Below are 18,006 nucleotides of genomic sequence, written 5' to 3' on the forward strand. Positions count from 1 at the left end.
TCCTGCGAGCAGGGTAAGAAAAGTGCCAGAAATGATGAACTGGGGGCTAGGCGCCCGTCAGCGCCAGCGCGTCCCCGTCTGCTGCCACATTTACCCGCACGGTGTCGCCGTCGTGGATTCGGCCCGCGAGGATGCCGCGCGCCAGCAGGTCCTGGATCTGCTTCTGGATAAGGCGGCGCAGCGGGCGGGCGCCGAACGCCGGGTCGTAGCCGCGCTCGGCCAGCCAGGCGCGCGCGTCGGGCGTGACGGCGAGCGTGAGCCGCCGATCCGCGAGCCGGTTCTGCAGCTGGTCGACCTGCAGCTCGACGATCTGCGCCAGCTCGTCCTCGCCCAGGGCCTGGAACACCACGATGTCGTCGAGGCGGTTCACGAACTCGGGCTTGAACGAGGCCTGCACGAGCTGCAGCACCTGGTCGCGCTTGACGTCGGGCGAGATCGTCGGGTCGATGAGGATCGGCGATCCGATGTTGCTCGTGAGCACCAGGATCACGTTCTTGAAGTCGACCGTGCGGCCCTGGCCGTCGGTCAGCCGGCCGTCGTCCATGACCTGCAGCAGCACGTCGAACACCTCGGGGTGCGCCTTCTCGACCTCGTCGAGCAGCACGACCGAGTACGGACGGCGGCGCACGGCCTCGGTGAGCTGGCCGCCCTGGTCGTAGCCGACGTATCCGGGAGGGGCGCCGACGAGGCGCGATACCGAGTGCTTCTCGCCGTACTCGGACATGTCGATGCGGATCATCGCCTGCTCGTCGTCGAAGAGGAACTCGGCGAGCGCCTTCGCGAGCTCGGTCTTGCCGACGCCCGTCGGGCCGAGGAACAGGAAGGATCCGGTGGGCCGGTCGGGATCCGACAGCCCCGCCCGCGCACGGCGCACGGCGTCGGAGACGGCCGAGACCGCCTCGCGCTGGCCGATGAGGCGGCGCCCGAGCTCCGTTTCGAGGTGCAGCAGCTTCTCGGACTCGCCCTGCAGCAGGCGCCCCACGGGGATCCCGGTCCACGCCGCGATCACGGCGGCGATGTCTTCGTCGGTGACCTGGTCGCCGACCATGCGGTCGTCAGACTGCTCGGCCTTCTCCGCGTCGGCGAGCTCGCGCTCGAGGCCGGGGATCTCGCCGTAGAGCAGGCGCGATGCCTTCTCGAGGTTGCCCTCGCGCTGGGCGCGTTCGGCCTGGATCCGCGCACCGTCGAGCTTGTTCTTCAGGTCGCCGACGCGGTTCAGCGAGGCGCGCTCGGTCTCCCACCTCGCCTGCAGCTCATCGAGCTTCTCCTGCTGCTCGGCCATGGTCGCGCGGAGGGCCGCGAGGCGCTCCTTCGCCGCGGCGTCCTTCTCCTTCTTCAGCGCGAGCTCCTCGAGCTTCAACCGGTCGACGTGGCGGCGCAGCTCGTCGATCTCGAGCGGCGCCGAGTCGATCTCCATGCGCAGCCGGCTCGCGGCCTCGTCGATCAGGTCGATGGCCTTGTCCGGCAGCTGGCGGCTCGGGATGTAGCGGTGCGAGAGCGATGCGGCCGCGACCAGGGCGCTGTCCGAGATCGACACCTTGTGGTGCGCCTCGTAGCGCTGCTTGAGGCCGCGCAGAATCGCGATGGTGTCCTCGACCGTGGGCTCGCCCACGTACACCTGCTGGAAGCGGCGCTCGAGCGCGGCGTCCTTCTCGATGAACTCGCGGTACTCGTTGAGCGTGGTTGCGCCGATCATGCGCAGCTCGCCGCGCGCGAGCATGGGCTTGAGCATGTTCGCTGCCGCGACGGATCCCTCTCCTCCGCCCGCGCCCATCAGTACGTGCAGCTCGTCGATGAACGTGACGACCCGCCCCTCGGAGTCGTTGATCTCCTGCAGCACCTTCTTCAGGCGCTCCTCGAACTGGCCGCGGTACATCGCGCCCGCGACGAGGGCGGAGATGTCGAGCGAGATGAGCTCCTTGCCCTTCAGCGACTCGGCGACGTCGCCCGCGACGATGCGCTGAGCGAGGCCCTCGACGACGGCCGTCTTGCCGACGCCGGGCTCGCCGATCAGCACGGGATTGTTCTTCGTGCGCCGGGTGAGCACCTGGCTCACACGGCGGATCTCGCTGTCGCGCCCGATCACCGGATCGAGCTTGCCCGTGCGAGCGAGCTCGGTGAGGTTGATGCCGAACTGCTCGAGCGCGCTCTTCTGGTCGTCCTGATTCTCTGCCACATCGTCCTCCCGGTTTTAACTTGAGTTAGGTCGACTCAAGTTTAACACCATCGGCGTGACCGCGTGTGTCGAGCTTCTTGCCCCGGCACGAACAGCGCCTGTTCAATGGATCCATGAGCACCATCGCCGTCGTCGTCGGAAACCCGCAGCCCGCCTCGCGCACCGCGCTCGTCGCGGGGGAGGTTGCATCCCAGCTCGCCGCCCGATCCGGGGCGACGGTGCTGCCGACGATCGACCTCGCGGGTTACGCGGAGCGCATCTTCGCCTACCCCGAGGCCGAGATCGACGAGCTGAACGCACAGGTCGCCGCCGCCGACGTCGTCGTGATCGCGAGCCCGACGTACAAGGCCGCGTATACGGGTCTGCTCAAGGCGTTCCTCGATCGATACGGCGCAGGCGGACTCTCGGCGGTGACGGCCGTGCCGATCCTCACCATCGGATCCCCCGCGCACACGCTCGCGGTCGACACCACGCTGCGGCCGCTGCTCGTCGAGCTCGGCGCGAGCGTGCCGACGCGTGCCATCGCCTTCCCCGCCGCCGAGACGGGCGACCGCGCCCGCATCATCGGCGAGTGGGTCGAGTCGGAGTATGCGCGGCTCGACGGCGTGCTCTCGCGCCGCCGCGCCCCTTACAGCGCCCCGGGAACCGCCTCGATCAGCTCGCGCGCGTAGTCCGATTCGGGGAGCGTCAGCATGCGTTCGGCGGGGCCCTGCTCAACGACGCGGCCCTCCCGCATCACGACGACGTGGTCGGATATCTGGCGCACAACACCGAAGTCGTGCGTGATGAAGAGGTAGCCGAGACCGAGCGCGGCCTGCAGGTCGACGAGCACCTGCAGGATCTGCGTCTGCACCGACACGTCGAGTGCCGAGACGGGTTCGTCGAGCACGAGCAGCTCGGGCTGCAGGGCGAGAGCGCGAGCGATCGCGATGCGCTGGCGCTGTCCGCCCGACAGCTCGACCGGCAGGCGCTCGGCGACCGTAGACGGCAGCCGCACCGAGTCGAGCAGGTCTCGCACGCGACGGGAGCGTTCCGCACGCGAGCCGATCCGGAAGGCGCGCAGCGGCTCGGCGATGAGCGCCTCGACGCTCATGCGCGGATCGAGGCTGCCGAACGGGTTCTGGTAGACGACCTGCACCGAGCGCCGCCATTCGCGCAGGCCCGCGCCGCGCAGGTCCGTGATGTCCTGCCCGCGGAACAGCACGCGGCCGTCATCGGCCTGCGTGATGCGCGCGGCCATCCGCGCCGTCGTCGTCTTGCCGGATCCGGACTCGCCGACCAGCGCCACCGTGCGTCCTGCTGGTACGACGAAGGACACATCGTCGGCTGCGACGAAGGTGTCGTCTCCCTGCGCGAACGTCTTGCGCAGGCCTACGACCTCGAGCAGCGGGCGCTGCACGACCGGCTCCGACGGTGAATCCCCTTCGAGCGTCGGCTCCAGGCGTCGGCTCGTGAGCCCCGGCGCGGCCGCGACGAGCTCGCGCGTGTAGTCGGTGCGCGGCGTGCCGAGCACGTCGTGCGTGGATCCCTGGTCGACCACGAGCCCCTGCTGCATGACGACGACGTGCTGGGCGCGATCCTTTGCGACTCCCAGGTCGTGCGTCACGAGCAGCACGGCCGTGCCGCGCGTCTCGGCGAGCTGCTCGATCTGGTCGAGCACGCGGCGCTGCACCGTGACGTCGAGCGCGCTCGTCGGCTCGTCGGCGATCACGAGACGCGGATCGCAGCTCCACGCCATGCCGATCAGCACGCGCTGCTTCATGCCGCCCGACAGCTCGTGCGGATACTGCCCGGCGCGCACCTCGGGGTTCGGGATCCCGACGTCGCCGAGGATCTCCACCGTGCGCGTCGCCGCGTCCGCGCGCGACATCCCGGTGTGCAGGCGCAGCTGCTCGGCGATCTGCTCGCCGATGCGCATGACGGGGTTCAGCGACGCGTTCGGATCCTGCGGCACGAACGCGATCTGACCGCCGCGGATCCGCCGCAGTGTGCGCTCGCGCACGCGCGCGAGGTCGAGGCCGTCGAATCGGATGGCACCGCCCGTGATCGCCCCGTTCTCGGGCAGCCGCCGCACGAGCGCCTGCGAGACGCTGCTCTTGCCCGAGCCCGACTCCCCCACGAGCGCCACGATGCCGCCGCGCGGCACGCTGAGGTCGACGCCGCGCACGGCCTCGACCGTGCGCCGGACCGACGTGTAGGCGACCTGCAGGCCCTCGACAGAAAGGATGTCGTCGCTCATCGTTCCACTCCGATCACGCGCGCCAGTCGGGTCACGGCCAGCACGACGCAGACGATGACCGTGCCGGGCAGAACCGTGAGCCACCACGCGGTGGCGATATAGTCGCGACCGTCGCTGACGAGCGCACCCCACTCGGGCGACGGAGGCTGCACGCCGAACCCAAGGAAGCTGATGGTCGAGACCGACAGGATGGCCGTGCCCAGCTCGAGCGCCGCCATCGCGAGCACCGGGCGCATGGCGTTCGGCAGGATGTGCCGGCCGAGCACCGTGAGCGGGCGCACGCCGAGCGTCGAGGCGGCCTCGACGTACTCCTCGCCGCGCACGCGCAGCACCTGGGCGCGCATGACGCGGGCGAAACTGCCGGCGGCGCCGAAACCGACGCCGAGCGCGATGCTCCACGGGCCGAACCCCAGGGTTGCCACGACGATGAGCGCGAGCAGGATGCCCGGCACGGCGATGAGCACGTCGACGAATCGCATGACGACGAAGTCGACCGCCCCGCCGATGCGGCCGCGCAGCGCGCCGCACACGAGCCCGATCGCGCCGCCGGCGATGCCGCCGACGAGCACGGCCGCCGTGGCCGCGGCGAGCGAGAGGAACGCTCCGTGCACGGTGCGCGTGTAGACATCGCGTCCGAGCGCATCCGTGCCGAACAGGTGCGCGAGGCTGGGAGCCTGAAGACGGTCGCCCGTGGCACCCGCGAGCGGATCCCCCGACGCGAGCAGGCCCGGCGCGAGCGCCATGACGGCCGCGATCAGGACGATCAGCAGCGATAGAAGCGTCGTCGGACGCAGCAATCGACGAATCATCGCACGCCCCCCGATCCGTTCTGCGCGCTCGGCCCCGGACTGTCGAGACCAGGCGACGCGGCGGCCGCGGGCACGGCGGCCCCGGGCTTCGCCCTCTGACGGCGCAGGCGCGGATCGATGAAGGGGTAGGACACGTCGACGAGCAGAGCCGCGAGCGCGTACACGATCGCGACGACGATGATGACGCCCTGGATCACGTTGACGTCGCGGGCCTGCACGGCGGCCACGACGATCCGGCCGATGCCGTCGCGCGAGAACACCGTCTCGACCACGGCGGTTCCGCCGGCGAGGTAGCCGATGAGCAGGCCGATGCTCGTCACGGACGGCAGCATCGCGTTACGCAGGATGTGACGGCGGAAAACCGCGAGGCGCGAGAGGCCCTTGACGTCGGCCGTGAACACGTACGGACTCTGCTCCGCCTCGCGGATCGCGGTGGAGAACACCTGGAAGAAGATCGCGCCGACCGGGAAGGCGAGCGTGATCGCGGGCAGCACGACGCCGAGCGACGAGCGCGCCCCCGACGCCGGGAACCAGCCGAGCGTGAACGAGAACACGCTGATAAGGATGAGTCCCGTGACGAACGCCGGCACCGCGACGCCGAGCGGGGGCAGCTGCACGAGCAGGTCGCGCAGCCACTTCCACGGCGAGATGTAGGCGAGGAACCCGATGATGAGCGACATCGCGATGCCGATCACGAGTGCGAGCCCGGCGATCGCGAGGGTGCCGGGAACGACGTCGGCGATCATCGACGTCACGTCCCGGCCGGTCGCGAGCGACGTGCCGAGATCGCCGGTGAGGAGGCCGCCGAGCTGCGAGAAGTACTGCGCGATGAGGCCGCCCGACAGGCCAGCCTCCTCGCGCAGCGCCGCAAGCTGCTCGGGATCCACCGTCGTGGCGTCGCCGGACTGCACGGCGAGCGCCGCGAGCACGGGATCCCCCGGCAGCACGCGGATGAGCAGGAACGTCACCGTATAGGTCGCCCACACGACGAAGACGAACTGGACCAGCCGCGGCCAGACCATGCGCGCGATGCGGACGGGCGCGCGCCTCGGAGACGTTCCTGCCTGGGTCATATCAGCCGAGCGCCACGTCGTAGAGGTGGAAGCGCGACGCCGAGTCGAACTCGAAGCCCGTGACCTCGGGCTGCGAGGCATGCAGCTGGTAGACCTCGAGGATCGGGAACAGGTACCCGTTGTCGATGATCGTGGCCTGCGCCTCGTCGATGAGCCCCTGGCGCGCGTCGGGGTCGCTCGTCGAGGCCTGCTCGGCGAGGATCGACTCGAGGTCGGGGTCGTCGAGAACGGCCCAGTGCGACGGCGCGGCCTGCTCGAACGCGACGCCGAGCGCGTCGGGACCGGTGCGGGTGAGGGCGGCGAACAGCATGTCGTAGCTGCGGTCGGCGATCGCGCCGAAGAACCCGCCGGCGTCGGTGAAGTTGATCTGCATATCGATGCCGAGGTCCTTCAGCTGCAGCTGGATGAGCTCGATCATGCTCTGCTCGTAGAAGCCCGTCGTCGTGAAGGTGAGGCGCTCGCCGTCCTTCTCGCGGATCCCGTCGTCGCCGAGCGCCCAGCCGCTGTCCTCGAGGGCGGCGATCGCGGCGTCGCGGTCGTAGGCCATGGATTCTGCCTGGCTCGTGTATCCGGTCGTGCCGCTCGACAGGGCGCTGGAGGGAGCGTCGCCGTCGGCGTAGCCGAGCGTCGCGTTGATGTCGTCGCGGTCGATCCCGATGCGCAGCGCCTCGCGCACGGCGTCGTCGGCGAGCACGGGGTTGTCGAGGTTCGGGATCAGGCTCGTCGGGATGCCCGGGTTCGCCTTCGCGTAGATCTCGTAGCCCTCGTCCGCGATGCGGGGCTGGTCTGCGTAGGGCAGCTCGCCGATCATGTCGAACTCGCCCGACTGCAGGCCGCCGACGCGCACGCTGTCCTCGGTCACGACCGCGAACTCGACGCGCGAGAGCGTGGCGTCGCCCTCGTGGCCCCGCAGCTCGGATCCCCACGCGTAGCCCTCGCGGCGATCCATCGAGATCTCGCTGTTGGGCGAGTAGGCGTCGTAGACGAACGGACCGGTTCCGATCACGCCGTCCTGGCAGCGCGCGTCCGGAGCCTGCTCGGTCGTCTCAGCGGAGACGATTCCGAGACTCATGGTGCTCGCGCCCTGCAGGAAGGCCGCGTTCGGGGCGTCGAACGTGACCGTGAAGGTGTGCTCGTCGGTGACCTCGGTGCCCTCGTATCCCGCGAGGTACTGCGCCGCGAGGGTCGCCGTCGATCCATCGGCCGACATCTCGATGATCGAGTCGAGGTTCGCCTTCACGACCTCGCTCGTCAGCTCGCTGTCGTCGCTGAAGGTCACGCCGTCGCGCAGCGTGAACTCGAACGCCGTCATGTCGTCGTTCGAGGAGAAGTCCTCCGCGAGCCACGGCACGATCTCGCCGGTCTCGGGATCCTGATCCACGAGCGAGTCCACGACCTGGCGGCCGATGTACAGCGCCTGCGTCACCGTCGGCTGCTGCGGATCGATGCACGTCGGGTCGGTCTCGACGGCGAAGACGAGCGTGCCGTCAGCCGCGGCGTCGCCGCCACCGCCGCCCGTGCAGCCCGCCAGCAGCGCGGTCAGGGCGATGGCAGAGCCCGCGGCGAGCGCGACCCGCCTCTGGGGAGATGTGTTCACGGTGATCCTCTCGGAACGGAGGTGGGGACGGAAGGGGTTCATCGGGGAAGCTCGCCTGATACGACGCGTCCGCGGGAGACGACGGCGACGATGCGGTCGACATCGAGGTGAGAGATGTCCTCCCAGGGGCGGCCGTCGACGACGACGAAGTCGGCGCCCAGACCGGCGGCCAGGCGTCCGACGCGGTCACCCATGCCGATGGCGTCGGCCGCATCGCTCGTGGCGGAGACGAGGGCGCGCTCCGCCGACCACCCGAACATGTCGGCCATCAGGCGCACCTCCTCGTGCTGATCGCCGAACCGCACCATGACGCCGTTGGCGTCCGTGCCGAGCACGAAGCGGACGCCCGCCGCGGCGGCCCCGGCGAAGTTGGCGTCGCGCTCGGCGACGACGGCCTGAGCCTTCTCACGCGCCTCCCCCGCCACGGGGATCGTGCCGTCGGCCAGGCGATCGTTGATCAGCAGGGTCGGCGCAACGGGGATCCCCCGCTGCGTGACGACGGGCCACAGGCTCGCGTCGACGCCGGATCCGTGCTCGATCGAATCGACGCCGGCCTCGAGCGCCCGGCGCGCGCTCTCGGTGTCGTGGCTGTGCGCCGCGACGAGCATGCCGAGGGCGTGCGCCTCGTCGACGGTCGTGCGGATCTCGTCCATCGTCTGGTTGCGCCATCCGACGCGATCGCCCATCGACAGCACGCCGCCTGACGCGTAGATCTTGATGCCGTGCGCGCCCTGACGCGCCCACTGCCGCACGAGCTTGCGGCACTCGTCCGGGCTGTCGGCGACGGGGTCGCGGTGCGGGTAGTGCGGCGGGATGAAGAGGTCGCCGTGACCGGCCGTCATGCCGACGGGGCCGTTCACGCGCACGCGCGGCCCGATCTGCACGCCGTCGTCGAAGACGCGGCTCACCGCGAGCTGCAGGGCATCGCCCGCGAGATCCCGGACGGTCGTGACGCCCGCACGCATCGCTCGCTGCGCTTGGGCGGCGATGTGGAAGACCTTCTCGGTGTCGGGCGTCACGAGATTCCATGGGGATCCCCACGGCTGCTCCCCCGGGCCGGCATAGCCCCCGAGGTGCACGTGCGTATCGATGAGTCCGGGAATCACGCCGTATCGGGGGTTCGCGCCGGAATCCTCAGCCTCAACGGCCGTGATGCTGTCGCCGTCCCATGTGATGCGGCCAGCACCGAGGGAGCACGTGCCGTCCCAGAGGGCGACGTCAGACAGGGCGGATTCGGGCACAGAGAACTCCAGACGACGATGCGGGCGTCGTCGGATCGGGATCGCCGTCCGACGCAGAAGCGCGTGTGCCATGTTGCGGCCAACGCAACTAATTTACCGACAGTAAATCGTTCTGTGTGACAAACGCATTTCTGAGCGCCAGGAACGTCGCTATCCGCCGGCCGGATTCACCGAGAGGAACCGTGCGGGGCCAGCGATCACGGCGGTCGGCCCGTGCGGCGTCTCCGCGTCGAGAAGGATGGAGTCGCCGGACTCCAGAACGTGCTCGTCGTCGCCGTGTGCGAAGAGCACCGACCCCTCGAGCATGTACAGGAACTCGATTCCGGCGTGCTCGTACATCGGGAACTCCTCGGCGTCGGCGTTGAGCTCGACGATCACCGGTTCGAGCGAGGGCCCGCTCGCCGACAGCAGGTTGCCGAGGCTCGAGTACCGATGCCCGCGGCGGGTGCCCGCGCGCACGGACGGCGCCCCGTCTCCTGCCTTCACGACGACGGCCGAGGGCGGGGCATCCGCGCCGCGGAACAGGGACGCGATGGGCACCGCGAGCGCCTTCGCGACGCGGTCGATCGTCGTCAGGCTCGCCGACGTCGAGGCCGACTCGATGCGCGAGATCATTGCGGGTGACAGCCCCGCGCGACCGGCGAGGTCGGAGGCCGTGAGCCCCGCCGCGATCCGATACTGCCGCACCCGGATCCCGACCGTCGTCGCGAGGCGGGAGGCGTGCTCGTCCGAGGGGCGCGCGTGCGGGTCGCTCATAGGTGAAGGTTAGACCGAGATCACCATCGGCATCTTCGGAGCGCTCGTCATCAGCCCGGCGATGAGCCTGCTCGCGGTCTCGACGTGAGTCGCGCGCCTCAGCGCGAGAGCACCCGTTCATAGACGTCGATCATCGCCGCCGTGCGCGATGACTGCAGGAACTCGCGGCGCACACGGTCCGAGGGGACGGGGATCTCCCCCGCGGTGAGGTCGCGCTCGGCCCGGCGCAGGGTCTCGGCCAGCATCGCGACCCGGTCGGCCTCGGTATCGGCCTCCGGCACGCGCCAGATGCCCCCGCCCATCTCGTCGGCGATGTCGCCGTCGCTCACGATCGACGGCGTGCCGAGCTGCGCTGCTTCGAACGGCGTCATCCCCTGCGACTCGAACCCGATCGACGTCTGCACGAGGGCGGAAGCGGCCATGATTCTCGCGAGCGTGTCGGCGTACGAGAGGCGGCCGAGGAACCGCACCCGCCCCGCAAGTCCGCGCGCCGCGACGAAGCGCTCGGCCTCGTCCCGCTGGAACCCGCTGCCGACGATATCGACGGGCAGTTTTATTCCGCTTGCGGCATACGACTCGAGGAACGGGATCAGCCGCTTCTCGGCGCTCATGCGCCCGACCCAGATGAGCGCGCCCGAGTTCGGGGGCTCGGCGAGGCCAGCGAGCGCATCGTCGTCGATGCCGTTCCAGATCGTGTCGACGACAGGCGCGACGCCGTGCTCTTCGAGCCGGCGCGCGAAGTGCGTCGACGGCGCCGTGACGGCCGCGGCGCCCGAGGCGAGGCCGCGCAGGTAGGCCCAGCCGTCGGATCCGCCGTCCGACCCCGGCAGCATCGCCCGCCGCCAGGCGTTCAGTGCCGACAGCGCCAGGCGCGGGAACGGCACGGTCGCCTCGATCCCCACGTCGACGCGGTTGTGCATCGTGTGCACGACGGGGATCCGCGCCCGCTCGGCGAAGCGATACCCGAGGAACGCGCCCCAATAGTCCCCCTGCACGTGCACGAGATCGGGAAGCGGCGCTCCATCGCGCACGACGCGCCGGGTGATCCCCCGGTCGACGGCCCGCTCGGCCCGCGCGCCCGGCCAGACCGCCGAGTACTCCCAGTCGGGCGGAACGCCGATCGACGGCATCTCGACATATGCCGGCGACGGCATGTTCTCCCGAGCGCCGCCGTGCCGCGCGGGAACCACGATCGTGACGACGTGTCCGGCCCGCTCGAGGTACTTCTGCTGCAGTCGCATCGCGACCTGCGCCCCGCCCGACGTCGCGGGGTGCTGATCGCCGAACATCACGACGTGCAGCGGACGAGTCATGCGGGAAGGGCACCGCCCCGATACAGCGACTCGAACGTGTCGAGCGTGCGGGTGATGTCGTGAGCCGAGACCATCTCGAGCGACGCGCGCTGCATCGCCTGATAGGCATCCTGATCCGCCGACAGCACGTCGCGGATCCGGGCCTCGAGCTCGTCGACGTTCTCGGGCTCGAAGAGGTAGCCGTTCTTCCCGTGCTCGACGAGGTGCGGCAGGGCCACCGCGTTCGCGGCGACGATCGGCAGGCCCGACGCCATCGCCTCCATCGTCGCGATCGACTGCAGCTCGGCGATCGATGCGATCGCGAACATCGTTGCGCGGGTGAGCGCGGCGCGCAGTTCCTCGTCGGAGACGCGTCCGTGGAAGACGACGCGGTCGCGGATCCCCAGCTCGTCGACGAGGCTCTCGAGCGCGCCGAGCTGGTCGCCGCCGCCGACGAGCTCCACGATCACGTCGTCGTCGAGGCGGGCCGCCGCGCGCAGCAGGTCGTCGATGCGCTTCTCGCTCGTGAGGCGCCCGACGAACACGATGCGCTTATCGGTGCGCGGGGTCAGATCCGCGGTGTACTGCGCCATGTCGATGCCGCAGCTGATCGGCAGCACCCCGGCGAGCCCGATCGTCTCCTCGAGGAAGTCCGCGGCCTTTCGCGTCGGGGTCGTCACGGCGGCGGACATCTCGAAGGTGCGCCGGGCATCGGCCCAGGCGAGCTTCACGAAGATCTTGTTGCCCCACTCGGGCAGACGGGTGAAGTCGAGGATGTTCTCGGCCATCGTGTGGTTCGTCGCGATCACCGGGATCCCGCGCTTGCGCGCCTCGCGGGTGAGACCGCGCCCGATCACGATGTGCGACTGGATGTGCACCACGTCGGGCCGCACGCTGTCGAGCACCTTGCGCGCGTAATGCTTCGAGCGCCACGGCCACACGAACCGCAGCCAGTCATGGCCGGGAGCCTTCACGGACGGCAGCCGGTGCATCACGAGGTCCTCGCCCTCGATGTGCTCGAAGCGCGGATCCTCGAGCCGGTACCGCGTGTTCGGCGCGCTCACGTGCACGGAATGCCCGCGCTGGACCAGGCCCGACGCGAGCCGCTCCGCGAACCGGGCGGCGCCATTGATGTCGGGGGCGAAGGTGTCGCACCCGAGGAGAATACGGAGGGGTCGTTGTTCGGCCACGGTACGACGCTACCCGCGTGCACCCGCCGTGCGCGTGGGGAACGCGCCAATTCGGGGGTTACCCGGAGGTCAGTTCTGCTCGGCCCACCACGCCACGAGGCGCGCTTCGGCCTCCTCGGCTCCGAGGGGGCCCTCGTCGAGGCGCAGCTCCATGAGGAACTTGTAGGCGCGTCCGACCGCGGGACCCGGCGTGATCTGGAGGATCTGCTGGATCTGGTTTCCGTCGAGATCGGGCCGGATCGCGTCGACCTCCTCCTGCTCGCGCAGCTGAGCGATGCGATCTTCGATGTCGTCGTACGCCCCGGCGAGACGTCGCGCCTTCCGCTGGTTGCGGGTGGTGACGTCGGCGCGGGTGAGGATGTGCAGGCGCTCGAGCTCGTCGCCCGCGTCGCGCACGTACCGGCGCACGGCCGAGTCGGTCCACGCGCCCTCGGCGTAGCCGAAGAAGCGCAGGTGCAGCTCGATGAGCTTGCCCACGGATCCGGTCGTCGCCGTGTCGAACTTCAGCGCCTGCAGGCGCTTCTTCGCCATGCGCGATCCGACGACGTCGTGATGATGGAACGTCACGGCGCCGCCCTGTTCGAGCTTGCGCGTGCGCGGCTTGCCGATGTCGTGCAGCAGCGCGGCGATGCGCAGTGCGACGTCGGGATCCGCGCCCGGACTGCGCGTCTGCTCGAGCTCGATCGCCTGGCGCAGCACCGTGAGGGAGTGCTCGTAGACGTCCTTGTGGTGATGGTGCTCGTCGACCTCGAGCCGCAGTGCCGATACCTCGGGCAGGAACTCCTCGGCCAGGCCCGTGTCGACCATCACGCGGATCCCGCGCACCGGGTCGCCGGTCTGCAGCGTGCGGATCAGCTCCGACTGGATGCGCTCGGGGCTCACGATCGACAGCGTGCCGCGCAGCTCGCTGATCGCCGCGAGCGTCGCGGCCTCGAGGTCGAACCCGAGCTGCGACGCGAATCGGGCCGCGCGCAGCATGCGCAGGGGGTCATCGCCGAAACTGACCGTCGGATCGATCGGCGTGCGCAGGGTGCCGGCGACGAGATCCTCGACGCCGCCGGTCGGATCCACGAGCTGCACGCTCGGCACGCGCAGCGCCATCGCGTTGACGCTGAAGTCGCGGCGCGTGAGGTCGCCCTCGAGGCTGTCGCCGAACGCCACGACGGGCTTGCGGGTCGTGCCGTCGTAGCTGTCGGCGCGGTAGGTCGTGATCTCGACCTGCTCGCCGCGGATCCGCGCGCCGATGGTGCCGAAGGCTCGGCCGATGTCCCACTGCGTCGACGAGATCGGCGTCACGATCCTCAGGATCTCGTCGGGCCGGGCGTCGGTCGTGAAGTCGAGGTCGTGGGTATCGCGGCCGAGCAGCGCGTCGCGCACGGGCCCGCCGACGACGGCGAGATCGCGACCGGCGCTTCGGAACGCGTCGGCGAGGGCCGAGACGACGGGGGAGTGCGCGAGGTCACCGAGGCGTGCGAGTCCGGCGGCCATGTTGAGCATGATTCCAGGGTAGTGGTGGTGGCTGAGGGCACCGTGTCCCGTGCGATCGACATCCGCACCGCGGCACACCGGCGCACAGGGTTCCGCACGCGAGTGCCGTCGTCCTGCATCGGCGAGGCGCGAGAATGGGGGAGTGCTGAACCCCGATCCCGACCTCTGTCGCCACCTCGCCGCCGACCTCGCCGCCGCGAAGTTCCGATCCGAGCCGCTGCGCGCCCGGTGGGGCGTCGAGGCCGACGACGCGATCGGCCGCACGCTGCGCACACCCGCGCTGCGCGGCCTCGGGGACGCGACGGATCCGCAGGCCGTTCTCGCTCGCCTGCTGATCTTCGGCGTCGCGCAGCCCGTCTCGCACGTCGATGTCGCGCTGCCGCGGCTGGGATCCGCGGGACTTGCCGCCCTCGGGCTCGCCCGGATCGACGGCGTCACCGTCACGCCGATCGCCATCGTGCGGCCCCAGTCGTTCCACGACGACCGCGGCCCGGGCGAGTGGATCGTCGCCGCCGACCTCGACGAGATCGCGACCGGCGGCGGCCCTCTCGCGGAGGATCACGTGCTCGGCGTCGGCGGCGCCTCACTCACCCTCGCCGGCCTGCAGCTGCCGACAGAAGCCGGATCCGTACTCGATCTCGGCACCGGGTGCGGCGTGCAGGCGCTGCGGGCGCGGCGCTACGCCGACCGCGTCGTCGCCACCGATATCTCCGAGCGCGCGCTCGCCTTCACGCGCATGAACGCCGCGCTGGCGGGCATCTCGGGCATCGACGTGCGCGAGGGATCCCTGTTCGACCCGGTCGCCGGCGAGAGGTTCGACCGCATCGTGTCGAACCCGCCGTTCGTGATCACTCCCCGCGCCCAGGGCGTACCCGCGTACGAGTATCGTGACGGCGGCCTCGTCGGCGATGCCCTCGTCGAGAGCGTGGTCGCGGGCGCGGGGCAGCACCTGGTTCCCGGCGGCACGGCGCAGTTCCTCGCCAATTGGGAGACGAAGGACGGCGTATCGGGCCTCGACCGCTTCCGGGCGTGGGTCGAGGCCTCGCCGGTCGCGCTCGACGCCTGGGTGATCGAGCGCGAGAGCCTGAACCCGACGGAGTACGCCGAGATGTGGATCCGCGACGGCGGCACCGCGCCCGGGTCACCCGCGCACGACCGCCTCCTCACCGCCTGGCTCGATGATTTCGCGGCGCGCGGGGTGAGCGGAATCGGCTTCGGCTACGTGCTGCTGCGGCGCGCGGCGGCGGATCCGACCCTCGCGCGATACGAGCGGGTCGCGCAGCCGATTCCGTCCGAGGGCGCCCTCGGATCCCATCTCGCCGCGGCGCTCGCGGCCCACGACGCGCAGGCCGCGCTGAGCGACGACGAGCTGAGCGAGCGCATCCTCGTCACCGCGCCCGACGTGACGGAAACGCGCCACTACCTGCCGGGCGCCGAGAACCCGACGGTGATCGAGCTGCGCCAGGGCGGCGGCTTCGGGCGGTCGGTGCAGGCGGATCCGGCCCTCGCGGGCCTGGTCGGGGCGAGCGACGGCGAGCTCACGGTCGGTCAGATCATCGATGCGCTCGCGCAGCTGCTCGAGGTCGACGAGACGGCACTGCGCGGTTCGGTGCTCCCCGCCGTGCGCGCCCTCATCGACGACGCCTTCCTGAGCCTCTGACCCACACCGCGTCCGACCTCGAACGGGAACGACCAGCTCAAAGCAGCACCGACTGAGACATGGTGGTCAGGCGTCGCGCAGGACTCCGTGGGAGGGCGTGACCGTGAATTGGTTCGGCTCCGCGTAGTCTGCAGCCGCGAACGCGCTCGACACCTGCTGCTTCGTCTCGTCTAGGCGGTCGTTCTCGACGACCGCGATCGCGGCGCCGCCGAATCCGCCGCCCGTCATGCGGGCGCCGATCGCTCCGGCATCGAGCGCGGCCGACACCGCCGTGTCGAGCTCGGGAACCGAGATCTCGAAGTCATCCCGCATCGACACGTGCGAGGCGACGAGCAGCCCGCCGATTCCGCGCGGACCCTCGGCGCGAAGGGTGTCGACCGTGTCGAGCACGCGCTGGTTCTCGGTGACGATGTGGGCGACCCGCCGGAAGGTGACGTCGTCGAGCACGCTCTTCGCCCGCTCGAGGTCGCCGACCGTGACGTCGCGCAGCGCCGGAACGCCCAGCGTGCGCGCCCCGAGCTCGCAGGACGCCCGGCGCTCGCCGTACCCGCCGGTCGAGTGGGAGTGCTTCACCCGGGTGTCGATGACGAGCACACTGAGGTGCTCGTTCGCGAAGCCGAGATCGACCGCCTGCGTCTCGAGCGAGCGGCAGTCGAGGAACGTGGCGGAGTCGTACTCGCCCATGATCGACGAGACCTGATCCATGATGCCGGTCGGCGCACCGACCGCCTGGTTCTCGGCAGTGCGCCCGATCTTGGCCATATCGAGCAGCGTCAGGTCGAGGCCCCACAGCTCATCGAGCGCGGCAGCGGTCGCCCCTTCGATCGCGGCCGACGACGACAGGCCGGCCCCGATCGGCACATCCGAGGCGATCGCGATGTCGACGCCGGGGACGCCGGGGTAGGACCCGCGCGCCAGCGCGGCCCACGCGACGCCGAGCGGGTATGCGGCCCACTCGGGCACGGATCCGCTCTGCACCGCCTCGCCCGCAGCGCCGCCGAACAGCGCGGACAGTTCGACGATGGCGACCTCGACCGGCGTGCGGTCGAACGTCGACACGACACGGATGATGCCGTCGTCGCGCCGCCCGACCGCGGCGTACGTGCGGTGCTCGATCGCGAACGGCAGCACGAAGCCCTCGTTGTAGTCGGTGTGCTCGCCGATGAGGTTCGCGCGCCCAGGAGCCGACCACACGCTCTCGGGGGACGACCCCGTGAGCTCGGAGAAGAGGTTCGACGCGACCTGTGCGGTGGGGTTCATACGCGCACCTCGCTGATCGCGGCGCGCAGTCGCTCGGCAGCGGCCTCCGGCGGGATCTCGGCCGTCCAGGCGCCCATCGCAGCCTCGGATCCGGCGAGGAACTTCAGCTTGTCGGCCGCGCGGCGCGGCGACGTGAGCTGCAGGTGCATGCGCACGCTGTCGCGCCCCACGTTCACGGGCGCCTGGTGCCAGGCCGCGATGTAGGGCGTGGGCGTGTCGTACAGGTTGTCGACGCCGCGCAGGATCCGCAGATAGGCGCTCGCGAGCTCGTCGCGCTCGTCACCCGTCAGCTCCGTGAAGTCGGCGGCGTGGCGGCGCGGCGCGAGGTGCACCTCGACGGGCCAGCGCGCGGCGAACGGCACGTACGCGAGCCAGTGCTCGGCCTCGAGCACGACGCGCGGCCCCGCCTGCTCGAAGTCGACGATGCGCTGGAACAGGTCGGATCCCTCGCGCTCGATCTGCTGCAGCAGGCCGGTCGTGCGCGGGGTCACGTAGGGGTACGAGTAGATCTGGCCGTGGGGGTGGTGCAGCGTCACGCCGATCTGCTCGCCGCGATTCTCGAACGGGAACACCTGCTCGACACCCGGAAGCGCTGACAGGGCCGCCGTGCGGTCGGCCCACGCCTCGATCACGGTGCGGGCGCGCGTGAGGGTCTGCGTTCCGAAGCTTCCGGTGCGCTCGGGGCTGAAGCACACGACCTCGCACCGGCCGATCGCCGTGCGGGAGCGGCCGAGGCCCGGGCCGGTGAGGTCGTCGGCGCCCTGCGGCGCGTCTGCCCCGGCGGGCACGTCGCCCGTGGCGCGGGCGAGCGCCGGGCCGAGCGCGGGCGACTTGTTCTCGAAGACCGCCACGTCGTACAGGCTGGGCACCTCGGACGGGTTCGTCGCGCTCTGCGGGGCGAGGGGATCGAGCTCCGCGGGCGGCAGCATCGCGCGGTTCTGTCGGTTGGCGGCCACCGTGATCCAGTCGCCCGTGAGCACGTCGCGGCGCATCTCGGCGGTGTCCGGGCGGGGCGCGAGGTCGCGCTCGTCGGCCCGGCGCTCGGGGGGCAGCGTCGTGTCGGGGTCGTCGAAATAGATCAGTTCGCGGCCGTCAGCGAGCCGCGAGGGGCGCTTGACGACACCGGCCATGAGCTCGGTCGCGGAATCGGTGGACTGATCGACCGCAGATTGGGGCATTCCCTGGCTTTCCTTGCACGAGAACGGGGGGGTTCGTGAGTACAGAG

14 protein-coding genes are annotated in these 18,006 nt (G+C 70.6%); 2 read left to right on the forward strand and 12 right to left on the reverse strand.

Annotation, left to right across the window (positions count from 1 at the left end; genetic code table 11):
- Nucleotides 1-46: 46 nt before the first annotated feature.
- Nucleotides 47-2,176: an ATP-dependent Clp protease ATP-binding subunit gene (locus tag G510_RS15960; RefSeq protein ID WP_084644264.1), complete on the reverse strand. Its 2,130-nt coding sequence runs from the start codon at nt 2,174-2,176 to the stop codon at nt 47-49.
- Nucleotides 2,177-2,289: 113 nt separating this feature from the next.
- Here G510_RS15960 and G510_RS15965 point away from each other — a divergent pair, with 113 nt between their 5' ends.
- A complete protein-coding gene (locus G510_RS15965) occupies nt 2,290-2,847 on the forward strand; it encodes an NADPH-dependent FMN reductase (RefSeq protein WP_036322430.1) in 558 nt (185 codons plus the stop codon).
- On the opposite strand, the gene G510_RS0107875 is transcribed toward G510_RS15965, so the two are convergent.
- The 9 genes from G510_RS0107875 to G510_RS0107915 all read right to left on the reverse strand — a co-directional run bounded on the left by G510_RS0107875 (nt 2,805) and on the right by G510_RS0107915 (nt 13,870).
- Nucleotides 2,805-4,415 (reverse strand): dipeptide ABC transporter ATP-binding protein, encoded by a 1,611-nt coding sequence (locus G510_RS0107875; protein ID WP_029153187.1) that lies wholly within the window; start codon nt 4,413-4,415, stop codon nt 2,805-2,807. The genes G510_RS15965 and G510_RS0107875 overlap by 43 nt on opposite strands.
- The gene (locus G510_RS0107880; protein WP_051216587.1) at nt 4,412-5,224 is read right to left on the reverse strand and encodes an ABC transporter permease; all 813 of its coding nucleotides are present in this window, start codon (nt 5,222-5,224) and stop codon (nt 4,412-4,414) included. Before G510_RS0107880 ends, G510_RS0107875 begins: the two co-directional genes overlap by 4 nt.
- Nucleotides 5,221-6,297, reverse strand: coding sequence for an ABC transporter permease (locus G510_RS15970; protein ID WP_051216588.1), 1,077 nt, complete (start codon nt 6,295-6,297; stop codon nt 5,221-5,223). Before G510_RS15970 ends, G510_RS0107880 begins: the two co-directional genes overlap by 4 nt.
- 1 nt (nt 6,298) lies before the next feature.
- Nucleotides 6,299-7,894, reverse strand: a complete 1,596-nt coding sequence (locus G510_RS0107890) for an ABC transporter substrate-binding protein (protein WP_051216589.1) — start codon at nt 7,892-7,894, stop codon at nt 6,299-6,301.
- Nucleotides 7,895-7,932: 38 nt separating this feature from the next.
- Nucleotides 7,933-9,135, reverse strand: coding sequence for a metal-dependent hydrolase family protein (locus G510_RS15975; protein WP_051216590.1), 1,203 nt, complete (start codon nt 9,133-9,135; stop codon nt 7,933-7,935).
- Between the two features lie 150 nt (nt 9,136-9,285).
- Nucleotides 9,286-9,891, reverse strand: coding sequence for a helix-turn-helix domain-containing protein (locus G510_RS0107900; protein WP_029153190.1), 606 nt, complete (start codon nt 9,889-9,891; stop codon nt 9,286-9,288).
- 98 nt (nt 9,892-9,989) lie between these two features.
- Nucleotides 9,990-11,204 (reverse strand): glycosyltransferase, encoded by a 1,215-nt coding sequence (locus G510_RS0107905; protein WP_245563261.1) that lies wholly within the window; start codon nt 11,202-11,204, stop codon nt 9,990-9,992.
- Nucleotides 11,201-12,373 (reverse strand): glycosyltransferase, encoded by a 1,173-nt coding sequence (locus G510_RS0107910; protein ID WP_029153192.1) that lies wholly within the window; start codon nt 12,371-12,373, stop codon nt 11,201-11,203. The genes G510_RS0107905 and G510_RS0107910 overlap by 4 nt, the downstream gene beginning before the upstream one ends.
- A 69-nt stretch (nt 12,374-12,442) precedes the next feature.
- Nucleotides 12,443-13,870: a CCA tRNA nucleotidyltransferase gene (locus G510_RS0107915; protein WP_029153193.1), complete on the reverse strand. Its 1,428-nt coding sequence runs from the start codon at nt 13,868-13,870 to the stop codon at nt 12,443-12,445.
- Between the two features lie 133 nt (nt 13,871-14,003).
- On the opposite strand from G510_RS0107915, the gene G510_RS0107920 reads away from it, so the two are divergent.
- Nucleotides 14,004-15,521, forward strand: a complete 1,518-nt coding sequence (locus G510_RS0107920) for a DUF7059 domain-containing protein (protein ID WP_029153194.1) — start codon at nt 14,004-14,006, stop codon at nt 15,519-15,521.
- 66 nt (nt 15,522-15,587) lie between these two features.
- Here the strand turns inward: G510_RS0107920 and galK are convergent, their stop codons facing one another.
- Nucleotides 15,588-16,781 (reverse strand): galactokinase, encoded by a 1,194-nt coding sequence (gene galK, locus G510_RS0107925; RefSeq protein ID WP_029153195.1) that lies wholly within the window; start codon nt 16,779-16,781, stop codon nt 15,588-15,590.
- On the reverse strand, nt 16,778-17,959 hold the full coding sequence (galT, locus tag G510_RS0107930) for a galactose-1-phosphate uridylyltransferase (RefSeq protein ID WP_036322435.1): 1,182 nt from the start codon (nt 17,957-17,959) through the stop codon (nt 16,778-16,780). Before galT ends, galK begins: the two co-directional genes overlap by 4 nt.
- Nucleotides 17,960-18,006 lie beyond the last annotated feature (47 nt).

Origin of the sequence: Microbacterium gubbeenense DSM 15944, assembly GCF_000422745.1 — a bacterium.
GTDB lineage: Bacteria > Actinomycetota > Actinomycetes > Actinomycetales > Microbacteriaceae > Microbacterium > Microbacterium gubbeenense.